The sequence below is a fragment of the Hamadaea sp. genome, from assembly GCF_013362815.1.
Classification (GTDB): Bacteria; Actinomycetota; Actinomycetes; order Mycobacteriales; family Micromonosporaceae; genus Hamadaea.
In genome coordinates this window covers 116,852-131,540 of the sequence record NZ_JABFVK010000026.1, presented here as the reverse complement: position 1 = coordinate 131,540, position 14,689 = coordinate 116,852, and the positions used below count along the sequence as shown (strand labels likewise).

At 68.3% G+C, this 14,689-nt stretch carries 9 protein-coding genes; all 9 read left to right on the top strand.

Features of this window, described 5'->3' with window-relative positions; all coding sequences use genetic code 11:
* Nucleotides 1-93 precede the first annotated feature (93 nt).
* The gene (locus HOV77_RS15060) at nt 94-3,030 is read left to right on the top strand and encodes a LuxR family transcriptional regulator (protein WP_290862619.1); all 2,937 of its coding nucleotides are present in this window, start codon (nt 94-96) and stop codon (nt 3,028-3,030) included.
* A 155-nt stretch (nt 3,031-3,185) separates the two neighbouring features.
* Entirely contained in the window at nt 3,186-3,320 is a 135-nt protein-coding gene (locus HOV77_RS15055) for a hypothetical protein (protein WP_290862617.1), read from the top strand.
* A 41-nt stretch (nt 3,321-3,361) separates the two neighbouring features.
* Nucleotides 3,362-6,094 (top strand): S8 family serine peptidase, encoded by a 2,733-nt coding sequence (locus HOV77_RS15050; protein WP_290862615.1) that lies wholly within the window; start codon nt 3,362-3,364, stop codon nt 6,092-6,094.
* 34 nt (nt 6,095-6,128) lie between these two features.
* Nucleotides 6,129-8,963 carry a hypothetical protein gene (locus HOV77_RS15045; protein ID WP_290862613.1) on the top strand — a complete coding sequence of 945 codons (2,835 nt, stop codon included), beginning with the start codon at nt 6,129-6,131 and terminating at the stop codon, nt 8,961-8,963.
* 367 nt (nt 8,964-9,330) lie between these two features.
* The gene (locus HOV77_RS15040; protein WP_290862611.1) at nt 9,331-9,756 is read left to right on the top strand and encodes a hypothetical protein; all 426 of its coding nucleotides are present in this window, start codon (nt 9,331-9,333) and stop codon (nt 9,754-9,756) included.
* Nucleotides 9,757-9,828: 72 nt separating this feature from the next.
* The gene (gene kdpF, locus HOV77_RS15035) at nt 9,829-9,918 is read left to right on the top strand and encodes a K(+)-transporting ATPase subunit F (protein ID WP_290862609.1); all 90 of its coding nucleotides are present in this window, start codon (nt 9,829-9,831) and stop codon (nt 9,916-9,918) included.
* On the top strand, nt 9,919-11,580 hold the full coding sequence (kdpA, locus tag HOV77_RS15030) for a potassium-transporting ATPase subunit KdpA (RefSeq protein ID WP_290862606.1): 1,662 nt from the start codon (nt 9,919-9,921) through the stop codon (nt 11,578-11,580). It abuts the gene before it with no gap.
* A gap of 108 nt (nt 11,581-11,688) precedes the next feature.
* Nucleotides 11,689-13,806, top strand: coding sequence for a potassium-transporting ATPase subunit KdpB (gene kdpB, locus HOV77_RS15025; RefSeq protein ID WP_290862604.1), 2,118 nt, complete (start codon nt 11,689-11,691; stop codon nt 13,804-13,806).
* A gap of 4 nt (nt 13,807-13,810) precedes the next feature.
* Nucleotides 13,811-14,683, top strand: a complete 873-nt coding sequence (locus HOV77_RS15020; RefSeq protein WP_290862602.1) for a potassium-transporting ATPase subunit C — start codon at nt 13,811-13,813, stop codon at nt 14,681-14,683.
* Nucleotides 14,684-14,689 lie beyond the last annotated feature (6 nt).

Genomic DNA, 14,689 nt, shown 5'->3' with positions numbered 1-14,689 from the left:
AATGCGCTTCGACGTTGCCGCGAGGGGATGGAGCTGTTTACTCGGGCCTCGACTTGCGTCAAGATCGTTGAGAGTCCGGGTTGGAGGCGGGAGATGAGCCGGCAAGCAGCGGCATACGAGACGTCCTCCGGCGCGGCCGAGGTCTCGTCCCCGGCGCTGGTCGGTCGTGACTCGGAGTTGGCCCGACTCGCTGAGGTCGTCGGCACTCCGGCCGCGTTGGTGCTCGTCGAGGGCGAGGCTGGGATCGGCAAGACGCGTCTGCTGGAGGAGTTCCTGGCGACTGCGGACGGTTCGGTCACCGCGCTGACCGCGACTTGTCCTCCGCTGCGTGAACCGTGCACGCTCGGCCCGATCGTGGATGCTGTGCTGGCGCTGGGCATCGGTACGCTCGCGCCACTTGAGCTGAGCCCGTTGGCGGGCGCGTTGCGGCCGTTGTTCCCGGAGTGGGCCGGAGAGTTGCCACCGGCGCTCGAGCCAGCGGAAGATGCGACCGCTGCGCGCCATCGGGTGTTGCGGGCGCTCGCTGAACTGGTCGACAAGCTCGGCGTCACGCTCCTCGTGGTGGACGACGCACAATGGTCGGACGATGCGACCAGGGAGTTCCTGCTGTTCTTGGCCAATCGGGAGGGTGCCGGGCTGAGCCTCGTCGTGGCGTACCGGCCCGAGGATCTCGTAGACGACTCGTGGCTCCGGCGGCTCTCGGCGCTGTTACGGCCTCATCGTTCACGTCTGCGACTGGTGCTGGAACCGTTGGGACAGGCCGAGACTGCGGCGTTGGCGTCGTCGATGCTGGCCGGTGCGCCCGTGTCGGACGGGTTCGCGCGGCATCTGCATGTGCATACCGATGGTGTGCCGCTCGCCGTCGAGGAGTGGGTACGCCTGATGGCGGGCCGGGGCGATGTCATCCGGCACGTGGGGGTCTGGAAGCGCCTGCCGTTGGAGGAGATCGTCGTGCCGCCGACGGTTCGGGACACCGTCCTCGAACATGCCGGTCAGCTCATGATGGCGACGCAGGCAGTGCTGCGAGCCGCCGCCGTGGTTGCGGAGCCGGTCGCCGAGAGCCATTTGCGGCAGATCAGTGGGCTGTCCTCGGTGGAGTTCGAGACCGGGGTCGCCGAGGCGACGGCGCACCGCCTTCTGCACGTACGCGACCGGCACCGGTTGTCGTTCCGCCATGTGCTGGCGGGCCGCGCGATCTACGACGCGATCCCGGACCGCGAGCGGCGTACGCTGCACGAACGGGCCGGTGCCACGTTGGAGACGGTGACGCCGCCGCCGTTGGCGCAACTGGCGAATCACTTCCGCCGGGCCGGCGACCTCCAACGGTGGCGCAAGTACGCCGGACTCACCGTCGAGGTCGCGGTGCAGACCGGTGACGAGGCGACGGCCGGTGCGGTGCTGTGTGACGTGCTGATCAACGGCGAGGTGCCGGTCCTGGAGCTGTCGGCGTTGGTCGACCGGCTGCCGCTCGGTTCGCTCATGGGCACGAAACGGCGGCGGGACGTGGCCGAGTTGCTGCGCCGGCGACTTGACGAGTCACGACTTGCGCCCGGCGTACAAGCGGATCTGCGGTTTCAGTTGGCCCGCATCCTCAACGACCTGGAGGATTACGGCGGCGCCCGCTCCGAGATGGAGCGTGCCCTGCCGCATCTGGCTCGAACGGACGTGTCTGCTGCTCTGGCCATGCTCGTGCTCGGCCTGCCCCGTGGTCGCGTACCCGTGTCTGAGCATGTGGTGTGGCTGGATCGTGCGGCGGAACTGGCCGCGGGCCTGGAGCCCTCCGATCGCCTGCGAATTCACGCGGGCCGAGCCGGTGTGCTGCTGACGCTGGGCGACCAGCGTGGCTGGGCGGCGGCCGAGCGCATTCCCGGCGAGGCGGGCGCGGGCCGGGACCGGCGGGTCATCACCGTGGGCCGGCTCAACGTCGGCCACGCGGCGTTGCGCTGGGGCCGGTACGCCGAAGCGGCCCGTTGGCTCGCGGACGCCCGCCGGCTCGCGGAGGAGTACGAGCAGGCGCGGTTGGCAGACCTCATTCTCGGCTCGCAGCTGCACCTGGACTGGATGACCGGAAACTGGTCTGAGCTGGCCGAACGCGCGGCGATCCTGGCAGGCAAGGACGACGTGCCACCGGTCAGCCGCTTGGAGCCGGCGCTGATCGGCGGGCTGTTGCAGCTGGCGTCCGGGCGGATGCCGGCGGCGGCGCGCGAACTCGAACGCGTCATCGAGGCACTGCGCGACTCCGACGCAGGGGAGTTCCTCGCCGAAGCCTCGGCGGCCTTGACCCGGATCAGGCTGGAGGAGGGCCGGCCGGACCTGGCGGTGGAGGCCTCCGCCGAGGCTTGCGCCATCATCGCGGACAAGGGGATCTGGATCTGGGGGACCGAGATCGTCCCCGCTCGGGTACGCGCGCTGATCGCCGCCGGTGCCCTAGCTGATGCCCGCGACCTGGTCAGAGACTTCGAAAGTGGCTTGGCCGACCGGCACATGCCCGCGCCGTCTGCAGCGGTCGCCGAATGCCGTGCGGTGCTGGCCGAAGCGGACGGTGAGTACGCGGCTGTCCTTTACGGACGATCAGCCGAAGTCTGGGCGGCGTTGCCGCGTCCGTATGACGCCGCGTTGGCCCGCGAACGACAGGCGCTGAACCTGATCCGGGCGGGTGCTTCGGTGGAAGGCATGGGGATGCTCGCCGATGTTCTGACCTCCTTCGCGTCGCTACCCGCCGGAGGTGACGTCGACCGAGTCGCGCGTACGCTGCGCGAACACGGGATGCCGGTGCCGCGTACGTGGCGTGGCGGGCGTAAGGGCTACGGCTCGGACTTGTCGCCCCGGGAGATCGAGGTGGTCGAACTGGCCGCCGAGGGCTGCACGAATCAGGAGATCGCGCGTCGTCTGCATCGCTCGCACCACACCGTCGCCAGTCAGTTGAAGTCGGCCATGCGGAAGCTAGACGCCACTTCGCGTACGACGTTGACGGCGAAGGCGATCGCGGCGGGTGTCGTCGTCGGCCCTACTTCGGGGGCGTCGGGCTGAGCCCGTTGATCGTGTCTTGGCGGAGATCAACGGAGAAAATGTGGGGTTATGGCACCGCGAATCTTCCGCTGATCATGGCCACCCATGATCAACGGGAGTTCTTTCACCAGCTCTAGGTATCGCGATTCCAGCCCGTCTTGATCAGGATGCTGACCATGCCAGATCGCGACGAGGGCGACCAAAGCCAGGCGACGCCCGCCGAAGACGAGCGTACGACGAACCCTGATGAGCGGGATCGGCAAAGCCGCGAGCCGGACGCTCCGTCCCCCGACCGCTACGTGCCGCTGTAGACCGTCACCCCCCAAACCCCCGGAAGGTGAGGCACCCCTCCATGTCCGTCCCATCCCCCAGACGGCGAACCGCCGCAGCCGTGCTGGCTGTCCTGGCGACTACCTTGGCGATGACCGTCACCACGCCCGCCGTTGCCGGTCCGCGTACCGACAAGGCGTCGAAGATTCGACCTGACCTGCGCAAGCAGCTGGAAGCCCGGGACCGCGCGGACTTCTGGATCGCGTTCGAGGCCAAGGCGGATCTGACGAAGGCCGCGTCCATCAAGGACTGGAACGCGCGCGGCACGGCCGTCGCTGCGGCGCTGAAGCAGACGGCCGCGTCCAGCCAGCGTTCGGTCCGCGGGACGCTCGACTCCGCGGGCGTGAAATACCAGAGCTTCTGGGCCACCAACGCCATCAAGGTGACCGGCGGCAAGCGCGCGCTGGTCGAGGCGCTGGCCACGCGGGCTGAGGTCGCGTCGGTCTCGCCCTCGTTCAAGGTCGAGCCGCCCAAGGTCACGGCCTCCGCGGCGACCGCGACCGGCGCGGTGGAGTGGGGCGTGGCCAACATTCACGCCGACGAGGTGTGGGCTCAATACGGCGTCCACGGCGAGGGCATCACCGTCGCCAGCATTGACACTGGTACGCAGTTCGACCACCCGGCGTTGGTGCGTCAGTACCGGGGCAACAACGGCGACGGCACGTTCGACCACAACTACAACTGGTTCGACGCGGCCGGCACCTGCGGTCCCGTCCCCTGCGACGGCCATGGCCACGGCACCCACACGATGGGCACGATGGTCGGCGACGACGGCGCGGGTCACCAGATCGGCGTCGCCCCCGGCGCGAAGTGGATCACCGCGAACGGCTGCTGCCCCGACGACACCGCGCTGATCGCGTCCGGCCAGTGGATGCTGGAGCCGACCGATCTCAACGGACAGAACCCGGACGCGAGCAAGCGGCCGAACATCGTCAACAACTCCTGGGGTTCCACGACTCCGAGCGACGAGCCGATCCTCGAAGACATCAGCCTGGCGTGGACCGCGTCGGGCATCTTCGGCATCTTCGCCAACGGCAACTCCGGCCCGGCCTGCCAGACGAGCGGCTCGCCGGGAAGCCGAGTGATCAACTATTCGGTCGGGGCGTACGACTCGAACAACGCGATCGCCGACTTCTCCTCGCGCGGCTCCGGCCAGGACGGCGCGATCAAGCCGGACATCTCGGCTCCCGGATCGTCGATCCTGTCCAGCCTGCCCGGCAACCGTTACGAGGCCTGGGACGGGACGTCGATGGCCACCCCGCACGTCGCGGGCACGATCGCTCTACTGTGGTCGGCGGCCGGTGCGTTGGTGGGCGACATCGACGAGACCCGGGCCCTGCTCGACGGGACGGCTGTCGACAGCCCGGACGGTCAATGCGGCGGGACCGACGCCGACAACAACGTCTTCGGCCAGGGTCGCCTGGATGCGTTGGCGCTCCTAAAATCCGCGCCCATCGGCGCGGTCGGGCGAGTGGCCGGAACCGTCACCGACACCGCCGGTACGCCGATCGCCGGAGCCCGGGTCAACGTCACCGGCCCGGTGAACCGGCAGCTGAACACCGCCACCGACGGCACCTTCCGATCCGGAGTCCTGCCGATCGGCACCTACGACATCACGGTGCAGAAGTACGGCTACGAGATCCCCAGCCTCACCGCGCAGATCGACCAGGACGTCACGACCACCCTCGACGTCAAACTCGTCGGCCTGCCCTTCAAGACGGTCAGCGGGACGGTCACCGATGGATCGGGCCACGGCTGGCCGCTCTACGCCAAGCTCACCATCGACGGCTACACCGAAGGGCCGATCTTCACCGACCCCGTCACCGGCCGATACAGCGTGCGGCTGCCTGCTTCGAGTGCGTACCGGGTGCACGTGTTCCCGCAGTATGACGGGTACGCCAATGGCGACCGCACGGTGCAGCTCGGCGATGCCGACCTCACCTACGACGTCTCGCTGACCGCAGATCAGATGAGCTGCACCGCTCCGGGATACCGATGGAACGGGACCAGCGAAGACTTCACCGGCTGGACCGGCGGCCCGACCGACGGGTGGACGACGTCGGGCCAGCCCGCCTGGCGCTTCGACAATCCCGGCTATCGCACCGCGCCCAACGACGCCGGTGGCCGGTTCGCCATCGCCGACGCGGCGTACGCGGGCAGCAAGCGCTTCGACACGACGCTCACCTCGCCGGCCTTCGATCTGTCGCAACAGGACAGTCCGCAGCTCGGCTTCGACACTGCGTATTACGGTTCGAGCAGCCAGCGGGCCGACGTGGAGGTCAGCGTCGACGGCGGCAAGACCTGGACGAACGTCTGGCAGAAGACCACCGGCACCGCCTTCGGCCGCGTCACCGTCGCGCTGCCGCAGGCCGCGCATCGCTCCGACGTCCGAGTCCGGTTCCATTACCAGGGCCGCAACGGCAATTGGTGGGCTCTCGACGACATCTTCGTCGGTACGCACACCTGTGTCGTGACCGACGGCGGGCTCGTCGTCGGCTACGCCCAGGACAACACCGGTGCGCCGGTGTACGCGACCGTCGCGCGTACCGCCCGTCCGCAGGAGTCCGCCACCACGGTGACGACGCCCGTCGACCCGAACGTCGGCGACGGCCTGTACTGGCTGTTCAGCAGTGCGACCGGGCCGACGGAACTCACCGCCAGTTCCGCCACCTACACGAGCGCCACCGCGACCGTTCCGGTGGTCAAGAACGCGATCGTCACCCACGACTGGGTCCTGACCAGGGCCGGTGGCTGACATGACGAACCCGACGAGCCTAAGGAGCCGTCCCGTGATCCGGGCATACCGCAGACTTGTGGTCGCATCCGCGGCCGTCCTCCTCGGCTTAAGCGCCGCTACCGCCGCCACGGCAGATCCGGCCGTCACCAGCCCCACCGGCACGGCGGCAACCACGGAAGGCGGGCTGTCGCTGCCGGGGCTCACCGCGACGGCGTACGCGACGACGCTGATCACCGGTGATCGAGTCGCCCTGCAACAGACCGGCAGCCGCTACACCGTCACCGCCACGGCGGCTCAACGCGCCGACGGCACGATTCCCGCCGTCGACGTCCGAGCCAAGTTCGGCGCGGACTCGGCGACCACCAGCGTGATCGCGCTGCCCGCCGACGCCGGGGGACTGGTCGAAGCCGGTGTCGTCGACCGCAACACCTTCGACGTGCTGTGGCTGGCGAAACGGTCGGCGGCCGGTGACACGTCGCTGTCGATGACGGTCAAGTTCGGTTCCGGGATGGACGTCGCGGCGCTGACCCAAGCCGCGTCCGTCCTGCCCGGCGCATCCGTCGCGGCCGCACACCAGGAGGCCGGAACGGTCGACGTGCGCGTCGACGCCGGTCAAGCGGCCAAGTTCTGGGCGGCGATCGCACCGTCCGGCTCGGCCGGAGCGCTCACCGACTATCTCGTACGCGGTGTCGCGCCCCGGTTGGAGCACGGCGTACTCGGTCTCTGGCCGACCGGTCATCGTTCCCCGATCATGGCGCCGCAGAACGACACCGGTCAGCCGTTGTTCGACGTCACCTGGGTCGTCGACGCACCCAGCGGCGCGGAGCCACAGTTGTGCGGTGCCATGACGGCGACCATGTGCCTGTTCGCCGAACCCACCTTGGCGCAGGTCGGCGGGTCGGCGGTCGGTACGCCGTTCGACCTGCAGGAGCTGCGGTGCGTGACGGTGAACCCGTGCACGGGATACGAGGCGAAGTTCCAGGTGCCGGCCGGCGTCTACGAGGCGGGCGGCTTGATGACCTTCCGGCTCGCGGGCCTCGACCAGATCTTCACCGTGGAGATCCCGGAGTTCACCGTCGACCGGAACATCACCATCACGACCGACGGTGACTCGGCTCAGCGGCTGACCGTGGAGACGCCCCGGCCGAGCGAGATCTACAACGGCACCCTGTTGACCTATCGCAGCTTCGCCAACGGAGTCGGCGGCGTCTCGATGGTGTTCACGATGTACGGGCACGCCAACTACTGGGCGGTGCCGAGCGCTCCGATCACGGTGGGCAGTTTCCACCTCGGCCAGAACTGGATCCTCGGCGAGCCCTACGTACGCATGAGGGTCGTCAAGCCAACCAAGCGGCCGTTGGCGGCGATTCAGGCCGGCAACATCTATCAGGTCGATCGGTCCTTCGCGCACTTCACTGGGCAGCAGACCGTCGAACTGGTGGACGGCGGCCTCGGCCGGGCCGAAGACCTCGCCAAGATCGACGCGCGGGGCAAACTCGTGCTGCTGCAGATCGACGACGACAAACTCGGCGGGATCTGCGACCTCGGCACACCGGCCCTCGACCGGGCCAAGGCGGCCGGGGCTGTCGGCGTACTCGTCGATCCGGTCGCCAGCAACGGGCCGTGGCCCACCATGGTGTGCAACTACCTGCCGATCCTGCCCGCCTTCTGGACTCAGCCCTCGCAGGGCCGCCCCGAGCTCCCGTACGCCGCGGTCACCCACGCCGAGGCGGAGCAGCTGCTTGGGATGATGCGTACCGGGCCGGTCAAGATCGAGGTGACCGGGTCGTCGCAGATCAGCCCGTACGTCTACAACCTGCATCTGTACCAGGAAGGGCAGATCCCGGCCGCCCTGCATACGAAGATCACCGACAGCCAGCTCGCCGAGGTGCAGACGACGCTGGCCGGTTCGCCCGGCGTACGCGACACGATGACCTATTCGGCGTTCCGCAGGAACGAGAACGCGACGGGCGGCGTGATGCTCGTCGGTGTCACCGAGGGCGTCCGTTACACCACCTACCAGGGGCCGGTCTCGCCCGATCTCGTCCGGGTCCAGCGCGACGAACCGGGCCGGCTCACCGTCGAGGTGGTCGACCGGGCCGGCCCGATCCGGGCCCAGCAGTGGGGGACCGGACCGCTGGTGCCCGGCGCGCCGGAGCTGTCGGCCCGGGTCTTCGAAGCCCGGCCCGGCGACTTCGACGGCGGCGAGTACTACAACAGCGTCACCATCTGCTCGTTCTGCCGTCAGGGCAACACCTTCTATCCGCTCCTGCACTTGGTCAGCGGGGCGAGCCCGAGCATCGTCAACGGGGCGTACATCTTCGCGCCGGAGAACCTGCACATGTACGCCGACGGCCAGGAACTGGCGCAGGGCAACGATTTCCTCTGGGGTGCCGTCTACGACCTGCCCGAGGAGGCGAAACGCTACGAGTTGACCGGATCCACCAGCGATGGAGCCACCACGACGAAGTGGGGCTTCACCTCGGGGGCCCCGGCGGCGCAAGCTCCGCAGCGGGGAACCTGGTGTCCACAAGGTTCGCGCGTCCTGTGCCGGTCCGAGTCGCTGCTGTTCCTGCGATACGACGCCGGGCTCGACGCGACCGGGGCGGTCACCGGCGGCGGCAAGCACGAACTCAGGCTTTCGGCGTATCACCAGAGCGTCGAAAGCGCGACCGTCGCGGACCTGGAGGTGTCGATCAGCTTTGACGGCGGGACCACCTGGCAGCCGGTGAAGGCGACGGCCCAGGGCGGCGGGGATTTCGCCGTGACCTACCGCGTGCCGCGAGTGGCGGAGACCAACGGGACGGTCAGCATCCGGGTCAAGGCGTCGGATCTCGACGGCAGCACCATCGAGCAGACGGTGCTCGGCGCTTACGCGATCAAGTGATCAAACCGGGGTGCGAAGGTCCGCTACGAGCCTTCGCACCCTTTGCAGTGGTGCGTAGCGCCCGGATCGCGCCGCCCAACACCACGCCGATCGAGCCGAAGACGACCACAGCGGTGAGCTCGGCCGCTTTCTTGACGCTCCCTTGACGACGAGCCTCAGCCGGTGCGCGTCTTCACACCTTCTTAACGCCCATCCGGACATCCTTCACGCCGCCTCGGCGGGACGCCGAGCCGGGCGTCAACGAAACGTCAAGAAAGCGAAGCCCCGCGTCAAGAACGCGTAAGGACCCCTGTAAACCCGTCACGCCCAGCGGTTGACTTCGTTGGCGCGGCCGAAAAGCGGCCGCTGACATGCCATCGGAGCGGTCGTGAGCATCATCCGGGCGGGGGTGAACCCGCCGTTGAACCAGAGCCCCCAGGGGATTCTGGTCGGTTTCGGGTCGCTGGTCGTCATCGTGGCGGGCTTCGTCGCGTCGGCGTTCCCGCAGGCCGAGGCCGTGCTTCGGTACGGCGTACTGGTCCTGGCGGTGCTGGCCTTCGCGGCGGTGACTGCCGTGTGGACGGCGTCGCTGGTGACCGCCGTCATCGGGTTCCTGGTGTTTGACGGGTTCCTGGTGAACCAGCTGGGCCAGCTCAGCTGGCACGGGAGCACGGACGCGATGCGGCTCATGGCCCTCGGCAGCGCCGTGATCGCGGGACGCCTGGCCGGCGACCTGTTCCCGGGGCGGGCATCCGGGCGACCGCCGATGGCGGCTGCGTATCCATCTGTCGAGGAGGACGAGCACGATGCCTGATCTGGCGTACGTGCTGATCACCGTGGCGGCTTTCGCCGTCATGGCTCTGCTGCTCAAGGGAGTCGAACGGCTGTGAGCACCGCGAACGTGATCGGCCTGGTCCTGTCCAGCGTGCTGGCGGTTTTCCTGGTCGTCGCACTGATCAAACCGGAGAAGTTCTAGATGTCCACAACGACGGCGGGCGTACTGTTCATCGTCTCGCTGATCGCCGCCTTGGCGGTGTCCTACCGCTTCTTCGGCGACTACATGTATCGGGCGCTCACCTCGACGAAGCACATCGTCGTCGAGCGTGGCGTCTACAAGGCGATCGGCGTCAACCCCGACGCGGAGCAGAAGTGGACCGTGTACGCCCGCAGCGTACTGGCGTTCTCCGCGTTGTCCCTGCTCTTCCTGTACGCCTTCGAACGCCTGCAGGACAAGATCTGGCAGTTCGGCGCCGACTTCACCGCCGTACCGGTCGAGCTGGCCTGGAACACCGCGGTCAGCTTCACCACCAACACCAACTGGCAGGCGTACTCGGGCGAGTCGACGATGTCGCACGCGACGCAGGCAGCCGGTCTGGCCGTGCAGAACTTCGTCTCGGCGGCGGTCGGCGTCTCGGTGGCGCTGGCGGTCGTGCGGGGGTTCGCCCGGAACAAGACCGATCAGCTGGGCAACTTCTGGGTCGACCTGACCCGAGTCGTCGTACGCGTCCTGCTGCCGGTCGCGGTGGTCTTCGCGATCGTGCTGATCGCCGGCGGCGCGGTGCAGAACTTCAGCGACGGCACCGACGTGGCCACCCTGAACGGTGCGACGCAGCACCTCACCGGGGGCGGCGTGGCCAGCCAGGAAGTCATCAAGGAACTGGGCACCAACGGCGGCGGCTTCTACAACGTCAACAGCGCGCACCCGTTCGAGAACCCCACGAGCTGGACCAACTGGATCGAGATCTACCTGCTGCTCCTGATCTCCTTCTCGCTGCCGCGCGTCTTCGGCCGGATGGTCGGCGACAAGCGGCAGGGCCTGGCGATCGTCTCCATCATGGCGATCCTGGCCGTCGGCAGCACGCTGCTGCTCAACTGGGCGCAGCTGTCCCACGCGGGCACCGTCCCGAACGCGGTCGGTGCCGCGCTGGAAGGCGTCGAGACCAGGTTCGGCGTGGCGAATTCGGCGACTTTCGCCTCGGCTACGACGCTGACTTCGACGGGTGCGGTGGACTCGTTCCACGATTCCTACACGGCCTTCGGTGGCGCGCTCACGATGTTCAACATGATGCTGGGCGAGGTCGCGCCCGGCGGCACGGGCTCGGGCCTCTACGGGATGCTCGTGCTGGCGGTGATCACCGTCTTCGTGGCCGGTCTCATGGTCGGGCGCACGCCGGAGTATCTCGGTAAGAAGATCGGTGCGCGCGAGATGAAGTTCGCGTCGCTCTATTTCCTCGTCACCCCGGCGCTCGTGCTCGTCGGCACGGCCGCGGCGATGGCGACCGGCAACTGGTCGACCCAGCTCAACGTCGGCCCGCACGGCTTCTCCGAGGTGCTCTACGCGTTCACCTCCGCCGCCAACAACAACGGCTCCGCGTTCGCCGGCATCACCGTCAACACCCCCTGGTGGAACACCGCACTCGGGCTCGCGATGTTGTTCGGCCGGTTCCTGCCGATCATCTTCGTGCTCGGCCTGGCCGGATCGCTGGCCCGGCAGAAGCCCACGCCCGCCTCGGCCGGCACGCTGCCGACCCACAAACCTCTGTTCGTAGGCATGGTCGCCGGCGTGACGCTCATCCTCGTCGCGCTCACCTTCCTCCCCGCGCTCGCCCTCGGGCCGCTGGCGGAGGGCCTCCGATGACCAGATCTTCAGGTCCCAGGTCCGCGGTGGTGCGGACCGTCGCTCCCGCCGGGCACCGGTCGGGCCGTCAGACGGCCCTCCCTGCCAGGTCCGTGCAAAGGAAACCCCGTGTCTGCTGAGAATCGCGTCTCCGGCGGTCTGCTCGATCCCCGGCAACTCCTCAAGTCCTTCCCGGACGCGTTGCGCAAGCTCAACCCGGTCACGCTGTGGCGTAACCCGGTCATGTTCATCGTGGAGATCGGCGCAGTCTTCACGACGGCGCTGGCGCTCGCCGACCCGAGCTTCTTCGCCTGGGCCATCGTCGTCTGGCTCTGGCTGACCGTCCTGTTCGCCAACCTGGCCGAGGCGGTCGCCGAAGGCCGGGGCAAGGCGCAGGCCGACACGCTGCGCAAGGCGAAGACCCAGACGATGGCCCGCAAGCTCCTCGACTGGCAGCCGGGGCAGACCGAGACCCGCGAGGAGCCGGTCGCCGCGACGGCGTTGACGCTCGGCGACATCGTCGTCGTCGAGGCGGGCCAGATCATCCCCGGTGACGGCGACGTCGTCGAGGGCATCGCCAGCGTCGACGAGTCGGCGATCACCGGCGAGTCCGCCCCGGTGATCCGGGAGTCCGGCGGCGACCGAAGCGCTGTCACGGGCGGCACCAAGGTGCTCTCGGACCGGATCGTCGTCAAGATCACGCAGAAGCCGGGCGAGAGCTTCATCGATCGGATGATCGCGTTGGTCGAGGGCGCGAACCGGCAGAAGACGCCGAACGAGATCGCGCTGAACATCCTGCTCGCCGCGATGACGATCATCTTTCTGCTCGCCACCGTCACCCTCCAGCCGATGGCGATCTATGCCAAGAACTGGCAAGGCGCCGCCCCCGACACGCTGGCGATCAACGCCGACGGCGTCACCGGCATCGTGCTCGTCTCGCTGCTGGTCTGCTTGATCCCGACCACCATCGGAGCGCTGTTGTCGGCGATCGGCATCGCGGGCATGGACCGGCTGGTGCAGCGGAACGTGCTGGCGATGTCTGGCCGGGCGGTCGAAGCTGCGGGCGACGTCAACACGCTGCTGCTCGACAAGACGGGAACCATCACTCTGGGCAACCGCCAGGCGGGGGAGTTCGTTCCGGTCGCCGAGGTCTCCGAGCACCTGCTCGCCGACGCGGCCCAGCTGTCCAGCTTGGCCGATCAGACGCCGGAAGGCCGTTCCATCGTCGTCTTCGCGAAGCAGAAGTACGGCCTGCGCGAGCGAGAGCCCGGCGAGCTCAGTCACGCCACCTGGGTGGAGTTCACCGCCCAGACCCGGATGTCCGGTGTGGACGTCGCCGAGAACGGCTCGACCCGGCGGATTCGTAAGGGGGCGGCCACCGCAGTCATGAAGTGGGTACGCGACAACGGCGGCCACCCGACCGACGAGGTGGGCCCGCTGGTCGACGGCATCAGCGGCAGCGGCGGTACGCCGTTGGTCGTCGCCGAGCACGTAGACGGTCAACCGGCCCGCGCCTTGGGTGTCATCCACCTGAAGGACGTCGTCAAGCAGGGCATGCGGGAGCGGTTCGACGAGATGCGGGCGATGGGCATACGCACCGTCATGATCACCGGCGACAATCCGTTGACCGCCAAGGCGATCGCGGAAGAGGCCGGCGTCGACGACTTCCTCGCCGAAGCGACTCCGGAGGACAAGCTCGCCCTGATCAAGCAGGAGCAGGAGGGCGGCAAGCTCGTCGCGATGACCGGCGACGGCACGAACGACGCTCCGGCACTGGCTCAGGCCGACGTCGGCGTGGCGATGAACACCGGCACCTCCGCCGCGAAGGAGGCCGGCAACATGGTCGACCTCGATTCCGACCCGACGAAGCTCATCGAGATCGTCGAGATCGGCAAGCAACTGCTGATCACCCGGGGTGCGTTGACGACCTTCTCCATCGCCAACGACATCGCGAAGTACTTCGCGATCATCCCGGCGATGTTCGCGGCGGTCTACCCGTCGCTGGACACGCTGAACATCATGCGGTTGCACAGCCCACAGTCGGCGATCCTGTCGGCCGTCGTCTTCAACGCGATCATCATCGTGCTGTTGATCCCGCTGGCCCTGCGCGGCGTGCGCTACCGGCCCGGCGGGGCGGCGGCGATGCTGCGGCGCAATCTCTGGGTCTACGGCCTGGGCGGTGTCGTCGCGCCGTTCGTCGGCATCAAACTCATCGACCTTCTCGTTCAACTGCTTCCGGGGATGTAGGGCCATGCGACTGCCATCTTGGATCACTCAGCACATCGCGGCACTGCGGACGATACTCACCTTCACCGTGCTCTGCGGCATCGCGTACCCGTTGATCGTGACCGCGGTCGCGCAGCTGCCCGGTTTGCGGGACCGAGCGAACGGCTCGGTCGTGACCGCGAACGGCAAGCCGGTCGGCAGCGCGATCATCGGACAGCTGTTCACCGACGACCAGGGCGACGCCCTGAAGCAGTACTTCCAATCGCGGCCGTCAGCCGCGGGCGACGGCTACGACCTGGACTCGACGAGCGCGAGCAACCTCGGCCCGGAGTCGATCGAGGACAAGCTCTCGCCCGACGGCGCGACCTTGAGCCTGTTGTCGCAGGTCTGCTCGCGCAGCAAGGCCGTCGGCGAGCTCGAAGGCGTGGACGGCCGCCGGCCGTACTGCACGTCCGACGGGCTGGGCGCGGTGTTGCGGGTCTTCCACAGCGACGGGCTGACGGGCCGCGTCACCCGCGTGGTCAGCGTGAATCAGGCGTGCCCGGCGACGCCGTTCGTCAGCAGCTATGCGGGCGTCGCAGTGGAGTGCGCGAAGGCGGGCGAGGATTACTCGGGCGGAGTTCTCACCACCGTGCGGGGTGACGCCCCGGCAGAGTCGGCGGTTCCGGCGGACGCCGTGACGGCCAGTGCGAGCGGGCTGGATCCGCAGATCAGTCCCGAGTACGCGAAACTGCAGGTCGCGCGGGTCGCCCAGGCCCGGGGCGTGAGCGCGGCCGAGGTCCTCAAGCTCGTGGAGCAGAACACCACCGGACGCGCCCTGGGATTCCTCGGCGAGCCGGGAGTGAACGTCCTGCAGCTTAATCTGGATCTGGACGCCAAGTACCCCTACCAGGGCTGACGAGGA

Excerpts from the sequence above, each read along its gene's own strand:
- HOV77_RS15060 (WP_290862619.1), top strand. The coding sequence starts at position 94 with ATGAGCCGGCAAGCAGCGGCATACGAGACGTCCTCCGGCGCGGCCGAG.
- HOV77_RS15020 (WP_290862602.1), top strand. The coding sequence starts at position 13,811 with ATGCGACTGCCATCTTGGATCACTCAGCACATCGCGGCACTGCGGACG.
- HOV77_RS15050 (WP_290862615.1), top strand. The coding sequence starts at position 3,362 with ATGTCCGTCCCATCCCCCAGACGGCGAACCGCCGCAGCCGTGCTGGCT.
- HOV77_RS15055 (WP_290862617.1), top strand. The coding sequence starts at position 3,186 with ATGCCAGATCGCGACGAGGGCGACCAAAGCCAGGCGACGCCCGCCGAA.
- kdpA (WP_290862606.1), top strand. The coding sequence starts at position 9,919 with ATGTCCACAACGACGGCGGGCGTACTGTTCATCGTCTCGCTGATCGCC.